The following is a 17814-nucleotide window of genomic DNA, read 5'->3' as shown; positions in this document are numbered from 1 at the left end:
CGCATGATTTTAGAAATGAAAGTCCCGTCTCCGGGAGAATCGATAACCGAGGTTGAAATTGCCCAGTGGCTCGTCAAGGATGGCGACTACGTGGAGAAGGACCAGGCCATTGCCGAGGTAGATTCGGACAAGGCAACCCTGGAGTTGCCGGCCGAAGAAAGTGGTGTAATCACCCTAAAGGCCGAGGAGGGAGATGCCGTGGCCGTGGGGGAAGTGGTTTGCCTGATCGATACGGGAGCCGAAAAACCCGAAGGTTCGGCCCCGGCACAGGAAAAAGAAGCCCCGGCCCCGAAATCGGAGCCTAAGGCGGAAGCCCCGGCACCCGCCAAGGCAGAGGCAGCCCCGGCTAAGGGGAAGGCCGCAGGAATCGCCTCACCCGCCGCCCGGAAAATCCTGGACGAAAAAGGGATTGATCCTTCCACCGTGCAGGGCAGCGGCAAAGATGGGCGTATTACCAAAGAAGATGCTGTGCAGGCCGTGCCCTCTATGGGCAGCCCGGGCAGCGGCTCCCGCGCCCAGACCCGCAGCAAACTCTCCATGCTGCGCCGCAAAGTGGCCGAACGCCTGGTGGCGGCCAAAAACGAGACAGCCATGCTGACCACCTTCAATGAGGTGGACATGTCTGCCGTATATGAGATTCGCGCCGCGCACAAGGAGGCTTTCAAAGAAAAGCACGGGGTTGGGCTGGGCTTTATGTCCTTCTTTACCAAGGCGGTGATCCGCGCCCTGCAGCAATTCCCGGCCGTGAACTCTATGATTGACGGGAAGGAAATGATCACCTACGATTTCTGCGATATCAGTATTGCCGTTTCCGGCCCCAAGGGGCTTATGGTTCCGGTGATCCGCAATGCGGAAACCCTGAGCTTCCGGGGTATTGAGGCGGAGGTAAAGCGCCTGGCATTACGGGCGCGGGACGGGCAGATTACCGTAGATGAAATGACCGGCGGTACCTTCACCATCTCCAATGGGGGGGTGTTCGGTTCCATGCTGTCCACCCCTATTATCAACCCGCCCCAAAGCGGGATCCTGGGGATGCACAATATCGTGGAGCGACCCATCGTACGCGATGGGGCCATTGCCATTGCCCCGGTCATGTACGTTGCCCTGTCTTACGACCACCGTATCATTGACGGACGGGAGTCTGTCGGCTTCCTGGTAGCCATCAAAGAGGCTATTGAGAACCCAGTGGAACACCTCATGGATGGGGACCTCGAAAAGGCCCTGGAACTTTAAGCGGGAGTCCCGCGATTAATCGCAACCCAAATCCTGACGCGAAACAGGGTCGGCCACGGGGAAACAAAGCCCTGAAGGCAGGGCCTCGGGTTCGTACCGTTGCAGGTTGGGGTCAAAGAGGGCCTCTTCTACAAAGCGGGTAAGCAGGTATACTTCCTGTTCGTCCAGTAACAGAGGGGTGAAATCCGGGGAGAGGTATTGCTCCGGCACTCCGGCGTTTTCCGGTACCCCGGCATTCTTGTAGCGGATCACTTCCCCCACGGAGGAAAAGCTCCCCCCGTGTCCGAAAAACCGGAGTCCTTTAAGGTTGTAGAGCGTCGGCACCTTAAAGGTGTAAAAATCCTCATCCTTGCCGGTAAAGCCGCCCCGCCCCTTGCGGGTGGCATCATCTACCGTTCCGGCAACCTGGTCGGGGTCAAAATCCCCCATCCCCAGGGCATGGAAGGACATGCCGTTCAGGCCCGGCCCGGAATGGCACTGGAAACATTTTCCCTTACCGAAAAACAAAAGGGCCCCTTGCTTCTCCTCCTCAGACATAGCTCCTTCCTCTCCCCTGAGCCATACCTGGAAAGGGGCGGCATCGGGAAGGACCGTCCGTTCATAGGCTGCAATGGCCAGGCCGGCATTGCGATCGGAATACCGCTGGTCTTCGGGAATTTCAGGAAAGGCGGTGTCAAAGAGGGCTTTGTACCGGGGATAGTCAGTGAGCAGGCTGGCTTCCAGGTGTAGGCGGTGCACCCCTATCCCTGCAATGGCCTGGGTCTCCAGGCCTTCAAACCCGAGGGTGTTGGTTTCCTTAGGGGTGCCGGGTGTCCAGGCGGGTTCGGTACCTGCATTGATCCCGGTGGCCCCGAACTGCCCGTTCCAGAGCATGGCTTCCTGGTAAGCCGTATTGAGGATGGTAGGAGAGCGTATGGGTTGCACATCCAGTTCTTCGGGGGCGTAGGTGTCCGCTTTGCGCCGTGCCTCCCCGAGCAGGCCATAGCCGGAACCCCCTTCCCCGATCCCCTGCAGGGTTCCGCTTTGGAAGCCCGCAGAGGCGTGATGGCAACTGGCGCAGGAATACGTTTGCAACCCTTCAGCCTTAACAGGCGCCGCGCCCAGGGCGGTCTCGTGGAAGAGGAATTTGCCCAGGGCAATTTTTTCCGGGGTCAGGGGATTGTTCGGGTCCGCGGGAATGCGGTCGAGTTCGGCAGCTGTGGGCAGTTGCAGGGCGGCAGGAGATCCGAACAGGGTAGTGAGTTGTTCCCGGAGAAGGGCCTCCGAAGGATCGCCCACCACGTCGTACAAATCCGGGTCTGCGGCACAGGAAGCGGCGAGCAGTAAAGCGGCAAGGGGGAACAGCCTTTTCAACAATGCCGGGAAAATATTCATCACATCGGGGGTATACCCAAATGTAAGGTGCCTGTAGGGGATTTCGCCTGCCCGGAAGTCAAAAGTTGGTGGAATTTCGACCAACTACCGTTTCGCGCCGGATTTCAGGAATAAGCGGTACGTCCCGTAATCGATCAGGGCTTCCGCTTCCCGCAGCACATCTGCGCCTATGATGCCGTCTACGGGAAGGGTTTCGTGTTGGAGGAGGGCCTGGTTTACATGGGACAAATCAATGAGCACCACCTGCAGGTTTTCCTGTTTCCATGGGGGGAGCTCCAGGCAATTCCCCGCGGAAACCTGGGTGTCCATATCCGTGGCTCCTGCACCTGCCGCCTTGATTTCGGAAGGTTCCCCTACCAGGCCAAAGGCGGTAGCCCGGTCCATGGCCACGCAGGTGTTGGAAGCCCCGGTGTCTACGATAAACCTTCCGGGCACCTGGTTTAAACGGGCTTCGATGGCCAGGTGTTCGGTGGCTGTAGCCTCCAGGGTAAAGCCCAGAAAACCCTCTTGTTCCAGCAATTTTTTCAGTGCGCCCATGAATTATTTTGGTAAAGATAATCCTATTTTTGTGCTGTGACTCTGACCGATACGCACACCCATATGTATGTAGAGGAGTTCCGGGAAGACCGGGATGCCGTCATGCAGCGCGCCCTGGAGGCAGGGGTGGAGCGCTTCTTTATCCCGGCCATCGATTCCACCTATACCCGGTCCATGCGCGAGTTGCGCGAGGCCTTCCCGGACCGTGTTTTCCTGATGAGTGGGTTGCACCCCACCCATGTGAAGGAAGACTATGAGCAGGAACTGGAGCATGTGCGGACCCAGCTGGCCCAGGGGGGCTATGTGGCTGTTGGCGAGATCGGGATGGACCTCTACTGGGATACTGCCTTCCGGGAGCAGCAGGAAGACGCTTTCCGCCAACAGATCGGGATGGCGCGCGGGCATGGCCTGCCCATTGTGATCCATTGCCGGGAAGCCTTTGATGAAATCTTTGAGGTGCTGGAATCCGAAAAAGGCCCCGGCCTTTTCGGGATATTCCACTGTTTCACCGGAACCCTGGAACAGGCCCATCGTGCCATTTCCTATGGGATGAAGCTGGGCATTGGCGGCGTGGTGACTTTTAAGAACGGGAAGATAGATACCTTCCTGGAGCAAATTCCCCTGGAGCATATTGTGCTGGAAACCGATGCCCCATACCTGGCACCCGTACCCCGGAGGGGCAAGCGCAACGAACCCGCCTACCTGAGGTATGTGCTGGCCCGGCTTTCTGAAATCTACGGCCTGCCGGAGGCGGAAATTGCAGCTATAACTACCGAAAATTCCAAAGCGGTCTTTGGCGTATAATCAGGCAGAGGGCATGGAGAGTACACCGAAAATACTGTTGATCTATACCGGGGGGACCATCGGCATGGTACGGGATTACCCTTCGGGAACCCTTAGGGCCTTCGATTTTAAGAACCTCCTTCAACAGATTCCTGAGCTGCGCCAGCTGGAATGCGACATCCATTCCGTGGCCTTTGCCAACCCCCTGGATTCCTCCAACATGGACCTGCAACACTGGCGGCAGCTGGCCCGGCTGATCGCGGAACACTACGGCCGATTTGACGGGTTTGTAGTCCTGCACGGGAGCGATACCATGAGTTATACGGCTTCCGCCCTGAGCTTTATGCTCGAAGACCTGGCCAAACCGGTTATCCTGACCGGTTCCCAGTTGCCCATTGGGGACCTGCGTACCGATGCCAAGGAAAACCTCATCACCACCATACAGCTGGCCGCCCTGCAGGACAAGGACGGACCCGTGATACGCGAGGTGTGCCTGTATTTTGAATACAAGCTCTACCGGGGCAACCGCACCCTGAAGGTGAATACCGAACACTTCGAGGCCTTTGCTTCGCCCAACTATCCGGAACTGGCGGTTTCGGGCGTGCACCTGAACGTCCATCGCGACCGCCTGTGGAAGTCCCAGCGCAAGGGCGGTCTTAAGGTGCATACCGAACTGGAAAACCGGATCGGGGTATTAAAGCTCTTTCCCGGAATGCATCCGGATTGGGTTTGCCCGGTGCTGGAAAACCAGCAGTTGCGCGGGTTGGTGCTGGAAACCTTTGGGGCGGGCAATGCCCCTACAGCCGCATGGTTGCTGGAGGCTCTGGAAGCTGCTGTCAAACGTGGGATGCACATTGTAAACGTAACCCAATGCGCAGGGGGAAGTGTGTTGATGGGGCGTTATGAAACCAGTTCAGGCCTGCGGGATATCCCGCTCATCGACGGGCGCGACATAACGACCGAAGCGGCTCTGGCCAAGCTGATGTACCTGCTTGGGGCCGGGGTGGCTCCCCGTTCCTTTAAAACGATCTTCGAAACCTCCCTCCGGGGAGAGTTGACCGAAAATTAAGGGGTTAATATTTTTATTTCTTCCCGAAAATTTTCTTATTTTCGCAGCCCTAAATCAGGGTTACAGAGAGGTGGCCGAGTGGTTTAAGGCGCACGCCTGGAAAGCGTGTTTCCGCGAGAGCGGATCGAGGGTTCGAATCCCTTCCTCTCTGCACAAAAGGAAAGCATCGCTGCATTTGCAGCGATGCTTTTTTATTTCCCATGCCGTCAAAAGCTCGCTTTTGTAAGGCATACGGAAATAAAAAAGCCCGACCCGGCCCTGCCGGGTCGATGCTTTCCATGCTTGTCCGGCCCCCTGAACCGAGGTATGGGGATCAGCGCCAGCGCGAGCGGGCGCTAATCCATGGGGTTGTGATGTTTCGGTTTGGGGTTGCCGGGTCGTTGCTTTCTATGCTTGTCCGGCCCCCTGAACCCCGGCAGCGTCTCGGCTATCCCCTGGGAGATACAGCCCGGTGTTCAAAACCCCGGGTATACCGTATTATATATAACCCGAAAAATTCCGGTGATGCAACCGGTTGTTGATCGCGCATCGAAACGGTGTTTCCTGCACGGCGCGTTTTTTTCCGGCCCGGATCATTATCCCTAGATGGAATCTTGTTTGCAACGCCCTTTTGAAAAGATTTGATGGCAGGAAAAAAAAGGTGGTCGAAAAGTAGTGTAAACCTCCCGGAATTTTAGTAATTTCAGGGGTTCCCATCCCGAAATTTAATTTTTTAATTCTAATTTTTTTATATCTTTAGCCACATAACTAATCTAAATTTAAGTTTGAAAAAAATGAAAAGATTATTCTCTTTCCTGGCCATGGCTGGGCTATTTGTAATAGGTACAAATACGGTAAGCGCTAAAGCTTCGGCAATTGTTTCCAACATGTCTTCAACCTTGGCCACAGCCACCATTGCCCTCCAGGATGAGGCCGCTGCGGCTTCTGAGGATAGAGGATTTACCCAGGTTTTGAAAGAGCAATTCATCCAGGGGGGTGCAGGCTTCATGGGCATCGTACTGTTGTGTCTGATCCTGGGCCTTGCTGTTGCCATCGAGCGAATCATCTATCTGAATATGGCCAGCACCAATACCTCCAAACTGAAGCAACAAGTGGAAGACGCCCTGGCCTCCGGTGGCATTGAAGCGGCTAAAGAAGTTTGCCGTAACACCAAGGGCCCCGTTGCCTCTATCTACTACCAGGGACTGGACCGGGCTGGTGAAAGCATCGAGTCTGCCGAAAAAGCCGTTGTGGCTTACGGTGGGGTTCAGATGGGCCAGCTGGAAAAGAACGTTTCCTGGCTGTCTCTGTTTATCGCCATTGCGCCCATGCTCGGGTTCATGGGTACGGTAATCGGTATGATCCAGGCCTTCCAGAAAATTAGCGCCGTGGGTAACCTGAGTGCCTCCCTGATTGCCGGTGATATCCAGGTTGCACTTCTTACCACGGTATTTGGTCTGATTACTGCGATCATCCTGCAAATCTTCTACAACTACATCATTGCCAAGATCGACAGCATCGTCAATGATATGGAAGATTCCTCGATCTCCCTGATCGACATGCTGGTGGATCACAAGAAGTAAATCAGAACATCCAAATACCTGAAATATGCACAAGTTTGTAAAAATAGGATTAGTAGTATTGGGCGCCATAGGGGCAATCCTCTGGTCCCAGCTGCCAGAAGCGGAAGCCCCAGTTGGGGAAGCCGTAGAAAGCGGCGCGGTACACTGGATGTTCATGATCATGTACTTCCTGCTTGCTGTTGCCGTGGTATTCAGTCTGGTATTTACCCTGAAGAACCTTTTCTCCAATCCTAATGGCCTGAAGAAGACCCTTTTCGGAGTGGTCGGATTCCTGGTTGTTGTAGGGATTGCGTATGTATTGTCCGACGGGGCTGACGGCACCGTGGAAGCCATGGCAGACCGTGGCGTTGCCACCACCGAGGGCACCGTAAAGAACATTGGAACCGGCCTGAATGTATTCTTCATTCTGGTTGTGATTGCAGTGGCTTCCATGTTCTGGGGCGGACTCAAGAAGATGATGAACAAGTAAAATGAAGGATTATGCCTAGAAGAGGAGCACCACCGGAAGTAAACGCAGGCTCGATGGCGGATATCGCCTTCCTGCTGCTGATTTTCTTCCTGGTAACCACCACTATCGAAACCGACGCGGGGCTGGACCGTATGTTGCCGCCCATTGAGCCGCCGGATCAGGATGTGGTGATTAAGCAGAAGAACATTTTTACGGTGAACATCAACAAAAATGGCCAATTACTGGTCGAGGAAGAGTTGATGGACCTTAAAAATCTGAGACAGGCTGCGAAGGATTTCCTGGACAATGGGGGGGACGGTACTTGCAACTATTGCAAGGGCCGTAATGATGATAGTTCATCGGACAACCCCACCAAAGCGATCATCTCGCTGAAAAATGACCGGGAGACCAAGTATGCTACCTACATCACCGTTCAGAACGAACTGGTAGGGGCTTACAACGACCTTCGGAACCGCGAGGCCCAACGGCTTTACGGCAGGGATTTTACGGAAATGGAGGCGGAATACCTCAATCCGGAAACCGCGACCGAAATCCGGGACGATCTGAAAGATAAGGTGAAGCGGATCCAGGATCTATTCCCGCAAAAGCTTTCAGAGGCCGAGACATCCACAAATTAAAACCCGCGTAACGCATGGCTAAGTTTAATAAGAAAAAAGATGGGGACCTCCCAGCAGTATCCACGGCATCGCTGCCCGATATTGTATTCATGCTGTTGTTCTTCTTTATGACGGTAACAACCATGAAGGACAGTTCGCTGATGGTGGAAAATACTTTGCCGAACGCTTCTGAAATCAAGAAACTGGACAAAAAGGACCGGGTAATCTACATTTTTGTTGGGAAGCCCACCAGCCAGTATCAGAAGACTTTCGGGTCCGAACCCAGAATCCAGCTGAATGATAAATTTGCCGGCGTCGGAGACGTCGGGGATTACATCCTGCAGGAACGGGCCAAGAAAGCTCAGGAGCTTCAGAATGTATTGACCATTGCCATGAAGGTGGACAAAGAAGCCAGCATGGGTCTTATATCCGATATCAAACAGGAACTGCGTAAGGTAAACGCCCTCAAAGTGAACTACACGACCTATGAGGGGGATGCCTTCCGGAACCTGCAATAATTTTTTCAATACTTAAATGAAAAACGCTTCATTCCGGTGAGGCGTTTTTTTATACCCGTTATGAAGCACTTTGCGGCTTTCTTCTGTATTTTTTGCCTCTGTGGCGGGGTACTTGCGCAGTCACAACCCGACCCGGACCCTTGGTATCTGGAGGACCAGTTTTATGTGGGCCTCACCTATAACCTCTTGCGCAACCGGCCGGCAACTATTTCCCAGAATAACCTTTCGTACGGGCTATTTATGGGGCTGATTAAGGACATCCCCGTTAATGGCCCCAGAACCTGGGCCCTGGGCATTGGTTTGGGGTATGGGGTGAATTCGTATTATTCCAACCTCAGGGCGCTGGAATCCTCTGGAGGGTTCACGTATGTGAATGCGGATGCGCTGGAAGGCTACCGCCGGAATAAACTGGAAACCCATCTGGTGGAAATGCCCATTGAAATACGCTGGCGGAGCTCCAATGCCACCGACTATAAATTCTGGCGGATTTACGGGGGGGTAAAAGCGGGGTATATTGTCGGAACCCGTTCCAAGTATATCGGGGACACGACCAAAGACAGCTTTTATAACCCCGACTCGGAAAACCTGCAGTATGGCCTGACCCTGAGCGTGGGCTATAACACCTTTAACCTGCATGCCTATTACGGCCTGAACAGTTTGTTCCAGGAAGGGGTAACCGGGCCCCAGGGGCAACCCCTGGAAATGGCGGCGGTGCGGGTTGGCCTCATTTTCTATATTCTTTAAGCACAAGAGGGTGACTTCCCTCATTGAAGTGGAGCCTTCACGCAAGATTCCTGGCGCTGCGGGGGTTTAATGGGTACTTTTTGTTCGGATGCCGGGGATAGACCCTGGCCTGAACGAAATCCCGAAACCATGCCCAATAGAAGTATTCCGGAAGTCAGTGCCGGTTCCATGGCGGACATCGCCTTTTTACTGCTCATTTTCTTTTTGGTGACCACCACCATAGAAACCGATGCCGGCCTGGACCGGATGTTGCCACCGGACGAGACCCAGCAGCCCATTGTTGATATCAGGCAGAAGAACTTGTTCCAGGTGGCTCTGAACCGTGAAGGGCAGTTGCTGGTAGAGGAGCAGCCCATGGACCTTGCGGAATTACGGCCGGCCGCCATAGCCTTCCTGGACAATGGGGGGGATGGCAGCTGTGCCTATTGCCAGGGGTTGCAGGAAGCTTCCTCTTCGGACAACCCGAACAAGGCTGTCATCACCCTTAAAAGCGACCGGGAAACCCCCTACGGGGCCTATATTGCAGTGCAGAACGAATTGACCGGGGCTTATAATGCCCTGCGGAACCGGGAAGCCCGGGCACGCTATGGCAGGGCCTATACCGAGATAGAATCCGAATACCTGAACCCCCAAACGCCCCCCGCCCTCAAAGCAATATTGCGGGAGCAGGTTGCAGGCATCCGCGAGTTGTATCCCATGAAACTCACCGAAGCCGAAACGGCACGGCACTAACCCCTGTAGGTCATGTTAAAAATCCCTGTATCCCATAGCAGTCGTGTGCCGGCAGTATCCACGGCCGCATTGCCCGATATCGTATTTATGTTGCTCTTCTTTTTTATGACGGTCACCACGGTAAAGGAGCAATCCCTTAAAATAGAAAATACCCTGCCTGTGGCTACGGAAATCAAAAAACTGGAGCGCAGGGACCTGGTGATCGATATCCATGTGGGGGCGCCCCTGTCCCCATACGCGGAAACCTTTGGTAACGAACCCCAGATCCAGCTCAATGGTAAGTTTGCCAGGGTTTCCGATGTGGGGCCCTATATCCTGGAAAAGCGGGCATCCGTCCCGGAACACCTGCGAGCCCTGATAACCATATCCCTGAAGGTAGACCAAAAGGCCCGGATGGGGCTGGTACAGGATATTAAGGAAGTGCTGCGGGAGGTACACGCCCTGAAGGTCAATTATACCACCTATTCGGCGGAGCGACCCCAAAGCACGCCCTGAGGGCCTTACAGCCAAAAGCGGATCAGCATCAATTGGGAAAGCAGGCCAATGAGCCAGCCCGTCAGGACAGCGGCGCGGCCGTGGGCGCGCAGGTAGAGGCGGGCGCTGGCCAACAGCCCGCTGCCCAAAGTGCAAAGGCTAATGGCCAGCACAATGTTCTTTTCGAAATGGATGCTCAGGGCCACCATAAACATGAGCAAGCTGCCTATTCCCGCCATATGAAGGCTCACGACCTTCCCAAGCAAGGCCAGCACCAGGCATGCGGTACCGGCCAAAATGATCCCCAGGGAAAAGAAATAAATTTCCGGGGAATAGTGGTTGGGAATAACCCGGAACAGGACCATGAGCATCAGCCCCAGGAAAATCAGGATGGGATAAATCCGCTCTGTGGCCCGCAGCAGTAACATGTTGCGAACCATCCCCAGGTTTTTCAGAATCAAAAGGCTTACCAGGGGGATAATTACTGTCAGGATAAACAGGGGCAGCAGGTTTCCCGCCCGGAAGGCTTCGGCGTGGTATTTGGGGGTCATCTGGAAATAAAAGAGCACCCCGTATACGGGGATCAGCAAAGGATGCAGGACATAGGTCAGGATTTTGCTCAGCAGTCGCATCATATCTCCTTCCGCAACCGGGCTACCGGGATGCCCAGTTGCTCCCGGTATTTCGCAACCGTCCTGCGGGCAATAGGGTAGCCTTTTTCCTTGAGCAGGGCCGCCAGTTTATCGTCCGTAAGGGGCTTCCGTTTGTTTTCTTCCCCGATCAGGGTTTCCAGGATCTTCTTGATTTCCTTGGTAGAGACGTCTTCGCCCTGTTCGTTTTTCACGGCTTCGGAAAAATAATCCTTGATCAGGCGGGTGCCGTAAGGGGTGTCTACATATTTGCTGTTGGCCACGCGCGATACGGTAGAAACATCCATCCCGATCTGGTCTGCAATGTCCTTCAGGATCATGGGGCGCAGGTTGCGTTCATCCCCGGTCAGGAAATATTCCTCCTGGTAGTTCATGATGGCGTTCATGGTTACGTAAAGCGTCTGCTGCCGCTGCTTTATGGCGTCGATAAACCACTTGGCCGCATCCAGCTTTTGTTTGATGAACAACACTGCGTCCTTTTGCTCTTTAGAGCGCTCTTTGGCATCCTTGTAGCCGGCCAGCATGTTGGAATATTCCCGGGATACATGCAGCTCCGGGGCATTCCGGTTGTTCAGGCTCAGTTCCAGCTCCCCGTCCACAATGCGGATGGAGAAGTCAGGCACCACGTGTTCTACCGCCTTGCTGCCCCCGGCGTAGGAACCCCCGGGTTTGGGGTTCAGCTTTTCGATTTCCCCCACGGCCTCCCGTAATTCTTCTTCACTGAGCCCGTGTTTCTGTTGCAGCTTGGCATAGTGCTTCTTGGTGAAGTGCTCAAAGGAACGTTTTAGAATTTCCCTGGCACGCTCAATGGCTGGGGTTGGCTCTTTCCGGTCCAATTGCAACAGCAGGCATTCGTCCAGGGAGCGGGCACCTACCCCTGGCGGATCCAGCTGCTGTACCTTGTGGAGCACCTCCAGGATGGTCTGCTGGTCTGTAAAAATGTTCTGGGTAAAGGCCAGGTCGTCCATGATGTCCGGGAGGGAACGGCGGATGTACCCGCTCTCGTCCACGCTGCCCACCAGGAACTCGGCAATGGCCCACTGGGCATCGTCCAGGTACTCCGTGTTGAGCTGGTTCATCAGGTACTGGTTAAAAGATACCCCAGAGGCATAGGGAACCTGCCGGTCTTCGTCGTCGTCGCTGTAATTGCTGGTGCGAACCCGGTAATCGGGTATTTCGTCGTCGCTCAGGTATTCGTCTATGTTGATGTCCTCCGCTTCAATGCGGTCCGAGTCCCGCTCCTCCGGGTACAGGTCGGCGAATTCGTCCTCAAGCGCACCACTCTCCTCCCGGCCCGTTTCCAGGGCGGGGTTCTCTTCCAGTTCCTGTTTCAGGCGCTGCTCAAAAGCCTGGGTAGGCAGCTGGATCAGCTTCATAAGCTGGATCTGCTGCGGCGACAGCTTCTGCGAGAGTTTTAATTGGAGGTGTTGTTTCAGCATATGCCCGGAGTCCGTAGCGTTTGGGGTCCTTTCCTAAAAATACGGAATTCGCCTTAAAACTCGGCATTCTGTGGGGTACGCGGGAAGGGGATCACATCCCGGATGTTGCCCATCCCGGTAGCAAACTGCACCAGGCGTTCAAAGCCCAGCCCAAAGCCACTGTGTACGGCCGTTCCAAAACGGCGCAGGTCCAGGTACCACCAGAGTTCCTTTTCTTCCACGCCCAGGCGCTCCATTTTTTCGCGCAGCACTTCCAGGCGTTCTTCCCGCTGGGAGCCGCCCACAATCTCCCCGATTCCCGGGAAGAGGATGTCCATGGCCCGTACGGTTTTGCCATCTTCGTTCAGGCGCATATAGAAGGCCTTGATCTCCGCCGGATAGTTGAACAGGATCACCGGGCAGCCAAAGTGCTTTTCCACCAGGTAGCGCTCGTGCTCGCTTTGCAGGTCCGCCCCCCAGGCCTCAATGGGGTACTGGAACTTCTTCTTTTTATTGGGCTTGCTGTTGCGCAAAATGTCTATGGCTTCGGTATAGGTAACCCGTTTAAAGGGCTGGTCCGTTACAAAGCGCAGCTTATCGAGCAGGCCCATTTCGGAGCGTTCGGCCTGGGGCTTGCTTTTCTCCTCGTCCGCATAGCGTTTATCCAGAAATGCGAGGTCTTCCTGGCAATGCTCCAGGATATATCGGATCACTTCCTGTATAAAATCCTCGGCCAGATCCATGTTGGCATCCAGGTCGTAAAAGGCCATCTCCGGTTCAATCATCCAGAACTCGGCCAGGTGGCGGGAGGTGTTGGAGTTTTCTGCCCGAAAGGTGGGCCCGAAGGTGTACACCTTGCCCAGGGCCATGGCATAAGCCTCGGCTTCCAGTTGCCCGGAAACGGTAAGGTTGGTCTCCTTTCCGAAGAAATCCTCTTTAAAGTTTACCTCCCCTGCATCGTCCAGGGGCGGGGCTTTGGGGTCCAGGGTGGTGACCCGGAACATCTCCCCGGCTCCTTCCGCATCCGACCCGGTAATGATAGGGGCGTGGAAGTAATAAAATCCGCGGGAGGTGAAATACTGATGCACGGCAAAGGCCAGAGCCGACCGTACGCGCATCACGGCTCCGAAGGTGTTGGTCCGCACCCGCAGGTGCGCCTGCTCCCTAAGGAATTCCATGGAGTGTTTCTTGGGTTGTATGGGATAGGTCTCCGGATCTGCATCGCCCAGGATTTCCATGGTTTTTACCTGTACTTCCACGGTTTGCCCGCGCCCCTGGCTTTCCACCAGAGTGCCCTGCACCCGGATGGCAGCACCGGTAGTGATGCGTTTGAGTTCGGATTCTTCCATGGCCTCGAAGTCTACCACACATTGCAGGTTTTGCAGGGTAGAACCGTCGTTCAGAGCAATAAAGCGGTTGGACCGGAAGGTGCGCACCCATCCGGAAACCGTTACCTCCTGCAGGAGGTAGGACCCGTTGAGCAGCGTTTGGATTGGCGTGATCATCTCAATAATCGGCATTCGGTTTCAAGTGGCAAAGATAGCGGTTTGCGCGGATTGGGATGGGGGTTTCAGGCCGCTTTTATTCCGTGTCCTCCCCGTTGGTGTCGGTAAGAATGTCGATTTGGGGCTCCTTGAGCACCTCCTTGTTCGCAATGCTGCGCTCCAGGGAAAGCAAAAGGGAGGGCAACAGGATCAGGTTGGCCAGCATGGCAAAGAGGAGGGTAGCCGAAACCAGGGCTCCAAGGGCTACCGTTCCCCCAAAGCTGGAGATGATAAAGACGGAAAACCCGAAGAAAAGTACAATGGAGGTGTAGAACATACTTACCCCGGTTTCCCTGAGGGCTGCATAAACGGACTGGCGGATCTTCCACCGGTGGGTAGCCAGCTCCTGCCGGTATTTGGCCAGGAAGTGGATGGTGTCGTCCACGGATATCCCGAAGGCAATGCTAAAGACCAGGATGGTGGAGGGTTTAATGGGTACCCCGGCAAAGCCCATGACCCCGGCCGTAATGATCAGGGGCAGCAGGTTGGGGATGAGGGATATCAGGATCATCCGGAACGAACGGAAGAGGTAGGCCATAAACAGGGAAATAAGCCCGATGGCCAGGGCCAGGGAGAGGATCAGGTTACGCACCAGGTATTTGGTGCCCTTCAGGAAGAGCAAAGCCTTCCCGGTCATAAAGACATCATAGCGATCCGCCTCAAAAACCTTCCCGATTTCCTCCAGCAGATCCGATTCAATTTCCTCCATCCGGTCCGTGGGCATGTCCTTCATATAGGTGGTAATGCGGGCCACCTGCCCGGAGGTGTCTACAAAACTCTTCAGCAGGTTGCCATTTTCCTTGGATTTGCGGGCCACGTCCAGGATAAAGTTGCTCTCCTGGGAGGTGGGCAGCTGATAGTATTTGGGCATCCCGTTATAGAAGGCCTGTTTGGAGTATTTCACCAGGTTTACCACGGAAATGGGGCGCGAGAGTTCGGGGGTTTCCTCTATAAAGGCGCTTAGCTGGTCCATGCGGCGCAGGGTAGGGGGCCGAAGGATCCCGTTGCGCCTTTTGGAGTCAATCACAATTTCCACGGGCATGATGCCGTCAAATTCGGCTTCGAAAAAGCGGATGTCCTTGAAGAACTCCGCATTTTTGGGCATATCCTCTATGGGGCTGCCGGAGATGCGGATCTGGTACATCCCGATGATGCTGGCCATCAGCAGGGCCACCGTAACCAGGTAGACCGCTACCCGGTGGTTGCGTACAATATGCTCCATCCAGTTTACAAAGGTGTCGATCCAGCGCTTGTTCAGGTGCCTCAGGTGTTTGGTCTTGGGCAGGGGCATAAAGCTGTAAAGGATGGGGATAATCAGCAGGGAAAGGATAAAGATCCCCAGGATGTTCAGGGAGGCCACAATCCCGAATTCGGTAAGCAGCTTGCTGTCCGTGATGATAAACGTGGCAAAACCGGAGGCCGTGGTGACGTTCGTCATCAGGGTGGCGTTCCCGATTTTCGAGATCACCCGCTGCAGGGCCATGGCCTGGTTGCCGTGCTTGTTTACTTCCTGTTGGTATTTGTTGATCAGGAAGATGCAGTTGGGAATCCCGATCACAATAATCACCGGGGGGATCAGGGCCGTAAGGACCGTGATTTCGTACCGCAGCAGGCCCAGGGTGCCGAAGGCCCACATTACCCCGATCACCACCACGCAGATGGAGATAAAGGTGGCCCGGAAGGAGCGGAAGAAAAAGAAGAATATCAGGGAGGTCACCAGCAGGGCAGCCCCGATAAATATTCCGATCTCGTCAATGATGTTCTGGGCATTCATGGTCCGGATATACGGCATCCCGGAAACGTGCACCTTAAGCCCGGTCTCCTCCTGGAAATCCTGCACCAGGGTCTGGAGGTCCTTCAGGATAAAATCCTTGCGTACCGGGGTGTTTACAATATCCTTATCCAGGTAGGCCACCGTTTGCAGGGTCCCGCTATCCCGGTTGTAGAGCAGCTTGTCGTAAAACGGCAGCTCGTGGAACAGCTCGTGCATCATACTGTCCAGTTGGGACCGCCGGGTGATCTGCCCTTCCAGCCAGGGTTGCAGCACAAATTCCTGCTTGTCGTTGTCCTTGACCAGGCGCTGCAGATTTTCCGTAGAGACCACCAGATCGATCTCTGGAAAGGCCTCGAGCTGGCGGCTCAGTACATTCCAGGCATTGAAATTCTCCGGATTAAACAGGGCGGAATCCCCCACGGCCAGGACAATGGCATTGCCTTCTTCCCCGAATTGCTGCAGGAAGGTCTGATACTCCAGGTTGGTGGGGTGGTCATCCGGCAGCAGGTTGGCTTCGGAGGTGGAAAACCGCATGTACTGCCATTGGGTGGAGAGTAGCAGGGTTGCCCCCGCAATCCCGAGTAGGATCAGGATGCGGTTGCGCAGGATAATGCGCGCGGTCTTGGCCCAAAAGCCTTGTGTCAGTTTCGCTACCATGCCACCAGGATTCGGCGGCAAAGGTAGAAAACTCCGGGCACTGTACCCAAATTTGGAGGCATTCCCTACCTTTAAATAAAGTCCCGCCTGTCCATGGAAACTCCCCATCGCAAATACCGGAGAATAGCCCGGAGGTTTTACCGGCTGCTTATCGTAGTTTGTAGCTTGGCCCTGATCCTGGCGGCCCTGGTTTGGTACCGGTACCGCGGAGCATAAAAAAACCTCCCGGCAAGGGGAGGTTTCTAAGGCGTTTCAGGCGTATCAGACCTTCAGGATCTCCGCCTCCTTGTTGTGCAGGATCTTGTCGATGCGAGCCGTATAATCGTCGGTGAGTTCCTGGATGTCGATTTCGGCATTCTTTTCCAGGTCTTCGGAAATATCCAGGTTCTTGATATCCTTGTTGGCTTCCTGCCGTGCGGAGCGTACCCCTACCTTGGCATCTTCGGCCTCGGCCTTGGCCTGCTTTACCAGTTGCAGGCGCCGCTCTTCGGTTAACGGGGGCACGTTAATGATAACCATCTCCCCATTGTTCATGGGGTTAAACCCGAGGTTGGCATTCATGATGGCCGTTTCGATTACGGGAATCATGGCTTTTTCCCAGGGCTGTACGGAAATGGTTCGCGCATCCGGGGTGTTCACATTGCTAACCTGAGACAAGGGGGTCTGGCTCCCGTAATAATCCACCATAACGGAGGAAAGCATGGACGGGCTGGCCTTGCCTGCGCGGATTTTCACCAATTCCTTCTCCAGGTGGGCTATGGCCTTATCCATGGCTTCCCTGGCACTGTCGATTACAAAGGTTACTTCTTCGTTCATATCCTGAGCTTGATGTAAAGCGCTTGGTTTGTATTTATAAATTCACCACCGTTCCGATGTTCTCCCCGGAGACGATCTTCAACAGGTTGCCGCGTTTGTTCATGTCGAACACCACAATGGGGAGTTCGTTTTCCTGACTCAGCGTAAAGGCGGTGGTATCCATGACCTTCAGGCCGCGCCGCAACACATCCTGGAAGCTTATGGTGTCGAACTTTGTTGCCGTTTTATCCTTCTCCGGGTCGCTGGTGTAGATACCGTCTACCCGCGTGCCCTTCAGGATCACATCTGCCTCTACTTCAATGGCGCGCAAAACGGCGGCAGAGTCCGTGGTGAAATACGGGTTCCCCGTACCCCCTCCGAAAATGACCACCCGTCCCTTTTCCAGGTGGCGCATGGCCCTCCTGCGGATAAAGGGTTCGGCCACCTCGTTAATTTTAATCGCAGTCTGCAGGCGGGTATCCACCCCCTGGTTTTCCAGGGCGGATTGCAGGGCCAGGCCGTTAATAATGGTAGCCAGCATCCCCATATGGTCGCCCTGAACGCGGTCCATACCACTGCTGGCACCGGCCACGCCCCGGAAGATGTTCCCTCCGCCGATCACAATGGCCACTTCCACGCCCTTGTCTACTACCTCCCTGATCTGGCTGGCGTACAATTCCAGTCTGTTGGGGTCAATTCCGTATTGTTGGTCGCCCATCAGGGCCTCACCGCTCAACTTGAGGAGGATGCGTTTGTATTGCATGAAATGCCGCTTATTTGCACACAAAAATAACTAAAATTCTTTAGCCCTGACCTGTACCGGGTCTTCCGGGAATTGCCAATAATTTCTAAAATCCGGCTCCAATCCAAGCAGAAATCGATATC

At 54.7% G+C, this 17814-nt stretch carries 18 protein-coding genes and 1 tRNA gene; 11 read left to right on the top strand and 8 right to left on the bottom strand.

The genetic code is table 11. The annotated features are described in order from the left end of the window. Positions 1-3 precede the first annotated feature (3 nt). Entirely contained in the window at positions 4-1233 is a 1230-nt protein-coding gene (gene odhB, locus OZ410_RS01975; protein WP_277706229.1) for a 2-oxoglutarate dehydrogenase complex dihydrolipoyllysine-residue succinyltransferase, read from the top strand. Between the two features lie 15 nt (positions 1234-1248). Here the strand turns inward: odhB and OZ410_RS01970 are convergent, their stop codons facing one another. Continuing rightward, positions 1249-2607 (bottom strand): cytochrome-c peroxidase, encoded by a 1359-nt coding sequence (locus OZ410_RS01970; RefSeq protein WP_277706228.1) that lies wholly within the window; start codon positions 2605-2607, stop codon positions 1249-1251. Between the two features lie 84 nt (positions 2608-2691). Further along, positions 2692-3144 (bottom strand): retropepsin-like aspartic protease, encoded by a 453-nt coding sequence (locus tag OZ410_RS01965; RefSeq protein ID WP_277706227.1) that lies wholly within the window; start codon positions 3142-3144, stop codon positions 2692-2694. A gap of 36 nt (positions 3145-3180) precedes the next feature. Between OZ410_RS01965 and OZ410_RS01960 the strand changes: the two genes are divergently transcribed. From OZ410_RS01960 to OZ410_RS01915, 10 genes are all read left to right on the top strand, one after another. Beyond that, on the top strand, positions 3181-3948 hold the full coding sequence (locus OZ410_RS01960; protein ID WP_277706226.1) for a TatD family hydrolase: 768 nt from the start codon (positions 3181-3183) through the stop codon (positions 3946-3948). 13 nt (positions 3949-3961) lie between these two features. Further along, positions 3962-4996 carry an asparaginase gene (locus OZ410_RS01955; protein ID WP_277706225.1) on the top strand — a complete coding sequence of 345 codons (1035 nt, stop codon included), beginning with the start codon at positions 3962-3964 and terminating at the stop codon, positions 4994-4996. A 64-nt stretch (positions 4997-5060) separates the two neighbouring features. Continuing rightward, positions 5061-5147 (top strand) — tRNA-Ser (locus tag OZ410_RS01950). A gap of 622 nt (positions 5148-5769) precedes the next feature. Beyond that, complete coding sequence (locus OZ410_RS01945) at positions 5770-6558, top strand: MotA/TolQ/ExbB proton channel family protein (protein ID WP_277706224.1); 789 nt, start codon at positions 5770-5772, stop codon at positions 6556-6558. 25 nt (positions 6559-6583) lie between these two features. Then, positions 6584-7027 (top strand): hypothetical protein, encoded by a 444-nt coding sequence (locus tag OZ410_RS01940; RefSeq protein ID WP_277706223.1) that lies wholly within the window; start codon positions 6584-6586, stop codon positions 7025-7027. An 11-nt stretch (positions 7028-7038) separates the two neighbouring features. Continuing rightward, entirely contained in the window at positions 7039-7644 is a 606-nt protein-coding gene (locus OZ410_RS01935; protein ID WP_277706222.1) for an ExbD/TolR family protein, read from the top strand. 14 nt (positions 7645-7658) lie between these two features. Then, positions 7659-8141 carry an ExbD/TolR family protein gene (locus tag OZ410_RS01930; RefSeq protein WP_277706221.1) on the top strand — a complete coding sequence of 161 codons (483 nt, stop codon included), beginning with the start codon at positions 7659-7661 and terminating at the stop codon, positions 8139-8141. 60 nt (positions 8142-8201) lie between these two features. Beyond that, positions 8202-8885 carry a porin family protein gene (locus tag OZ410_RS01925; RefSeq protein WP_277706220.1) on the top strand — a complete coding sequence of 228 codons (684 nt, stop codon included), beginning with the start codon at positions 8202-8204 and terminating at the stop codon, positions 8883-8885. 129 nt (positions 8886-9014) lie between these two features. Beyond that, positions 9015-9617, top strand: coding sequence for an ExbD/TolR family protein (locus OZ410_RS01920; RefSeq protein ID WP_277706219.1), 603 nt, complete (start codon positions 9015-9017; stop codon positions 9615-9617). A gap of 12 nt (positions 9618-9629) precedes the next feature. Next, the gene (locus OZ410_RS01915) at positions 9630-10112 is read left to right on the top strand and encodes an ExbD/TolR family protein (RefSeq protein ID WP_277706218.1); all 483 of its coding nucleotides are present in this window, start codon (positions 9630-9632) and stop codon (positions 10110-10112) included. Positions 10113-10117: 5 nt separating this feature from the next. On the opposite strand, the gene OZ410_RS01910 is transcribed toward OZ410_RS01915, so the two are convergent. From OZ410_RS01910 to pyrH, 6 genes are all read right to left on the bottom strand, one after another. After that, the gene (locus OZ410_RS01910; RefSeq protein ID WP_277706217.1) at positions 10118-10726 is read right to left on the bottom strand and encodes a hypothetical protein; all 609 of its coding nucleotides are present in this window, start codon (positions 10724-10726) and stop codon (positions 10118-10120) included. Next, the gene (gene rpoN / locus OZ410_RS01905) at positions 10723-12180 is read right to left on the bottom strand and encodes an RNA polymerase factor sigma-54 (RefSeq protein WP_277706216.1); all 1458 of its coding nucleotides are present in this window, start codon (positions 12178-12180) and stop codon (positions 10723-10725) included. The genes OZ410_RS01910 and rpoN overlap by 4 nt, the downstream gene beginning before the upstream one ends. Before the next feature lie 53 nt (positions 12181-12233). Next, positions 12234-13664 carry an asparagine--tRNA ligase gene (gene asnS / locus OZ410_RS01900; RefSeq protein WP_277706215.1) on the bottom strand — a complete coding sequence of 477 codons (1431 nt, stop codon included), beginning with the start codon at positions 13662-13664 and terminating at the stop codon, positions 12234-12236. 76 nt (positions 13665-13740) lie between these two features. Beyond that, positions 13741-16134: an efflux RND transporter permease subunit gene (locus OZ410_RS01895; protein WP_277706214.1), complete on the bottom strand. Its 2394-nt coding sequence runs from the start codon at positions 16132-16134 to the stop codon at positions 13741-13743. A gap of 261 nt (positions 16135-16395) precedes the next feature. Beyond that, entirely contained in the window at positions 16396-16950 is a 555-nt protein-coding gene (gene frr / locus OZ410_RS01890; RefSeq protein WP_277706213.1) for a ribosome recycling factor, read from the bottom strand. Between the two features lie 34 nt (positions 16951-16984). Further along, the gene (gene pyrH, locus OZ410_RS01885; RefSeq protein WP_277706212.1) at positions 16985-17692 is read right to left on the bottom strand and encodes a UMP kinase; all 708 of its coding nucleotides are present in this window, start codon (positions 17690-17692) and stop codon (positions 16985-16987) included. Between the last annotated feature and the right edge of the window lie 122 nt (positions 17693-17814).

It is taken from the genome of Robiginitalea aestuariiviva, assembly GCF_029537735.1.
In the GTDB taxonomy this organism is placed as follows: Bacteria; Bacteroidota; Bacteroidia; order Flavobacteriales; family Flavobacteriaceae; genus Robiginitalea; species Robiginitalea aestuariiviva.
This window is presented reverse-complemented; position numbering and strand designations above follow the sequence as displayed.

What these genes read in the sequence shown, in the direction of transcription:
- odhB (WP_277706229.1), top strand. Translation starts at nt 4, where the DNA reads ATGATTTTAGAAATGAAAGTCCCGTCTCCGGGAGAATCGATAACCGAG.
- OZ410_RS01970 (WP_277706228.1), bottom strand. Translation starts at nt 2,607, where the DNA reads ATGAATATTTTCCCGGCATTGTTGAAAAGGCTGTTCCCCCTTGCCGCT.
- OZ410_RS01965 (WP_277706227.1), bottom strand. Translation starts at nt 3,144, where the DNA reads ATGGGCGCACTGAAAAAATTGCTGGAACAAGAGGGTTTTCTGGGCTTT.
- OZ410_RS01955 (WP_277706225.1), top strand. Translation starts at nt 3,962, where the DNA reads ATGGAGAGTACACCGAAAATACTGTTGATCTATACCGGGGGGACCATC.
- OZ410_RS01945 (WP_277706224.1), top strand. Translation starts at nt 5,770, where the DNA reads ATGAAAAGATTATTCTCTTTCCTGGCCATGGCTGGGCTATTTGTAATA.
- OZ410_RS01940 (WP_277706223.1), top strand. Translation starts at nt 6,584, where the DNA reads ATGCACAAGTTTGTAAAAATAGGATTAGTAGTATTGGGCGCCATAGGG.
- OZ410_RS01935 (WP_277706222.1), top strand. Translation starts at nt 7,039, where the DNA reads ATGCCTAGAAGAGGAGCACCACCGGAAGTAAACGCAGGCTCGATGGCG.
- OZ410_RS01930 (WP_277706221.1), top strand. Translation starts at nt 7,659, where the DNA reads ATGGCTAAGTTTAATAAGAAAAAAGATGGGGACCTCCCAGCAGTATCC.
- OZ410_RS01925 (WP_277706220.1), top strand. Translation starts at nt 8,202, where the DNA reads ATGAAGCACTTTGCGGCTTTCTTCTGTATTTTTTGCCTCTGTGGCGGG.
- OZ410_RS01920 (WP_277706219.1), top strand. Translation starts at nt 9,015, where the DNA reads ATGCCCAATAGAAGTATTCCGGAAGTCAGTGCCGGTTCCATGGCGGAC.
- OZ410_RS01915 (WP_277706218.1), top strand. Translation starts at nt 9,630, where the DNA reads ATGTTAAAAATCCCTGTATCCCATAGCAGTCGTGTGCCGGCAGTATCC.
- OZ410_RS01910 (WP_277706217.1), bottom strand. Translation starts at nt 10,726, where the DNA reads ATGATGCGACTGCTGAGCAAAATCCTGACCTATGTCCTGCATCCTTTG.
- rpoN (WP_277706216.1), bottom strand. Translation starts at nt 12,180, where the DNA reads ATGCTGAAACAACACCTCCAATTAAAACTCTCGCAGAAGCTGTCGCCG.
- asnS (WP_277706215.1), bottom strand. Translation starts at nt 13,664, where the DNA reads ATGATCACGCCAATCCAAACGCTGCTCAACGGGTCCTACCTCCTGCAG.
- OZ410_RS01895 (WP_277706214.1), bottom strand. Translation starts at nt 16,134, where the DNA reads ATGGTAGCGAAACTGACACAAGGCTTTTGGGCCAAGACCGCGCGCATT.
- frr (WP_277706213.1), bottom strand. Translation starts at nt 16,950, where the DNA reads ATGAACGAAGAAGTAACCTTTGTAATCGACAGTGCCAGGGAAGCCATG.
- pyrH (WP_277706212.1), bottom strand. Translation starts at nt 17,692, where the DNA reads ATGCAATACAAACGCATCCTCCTCAAGTTGAGCGGTGAGGCCCTGATG.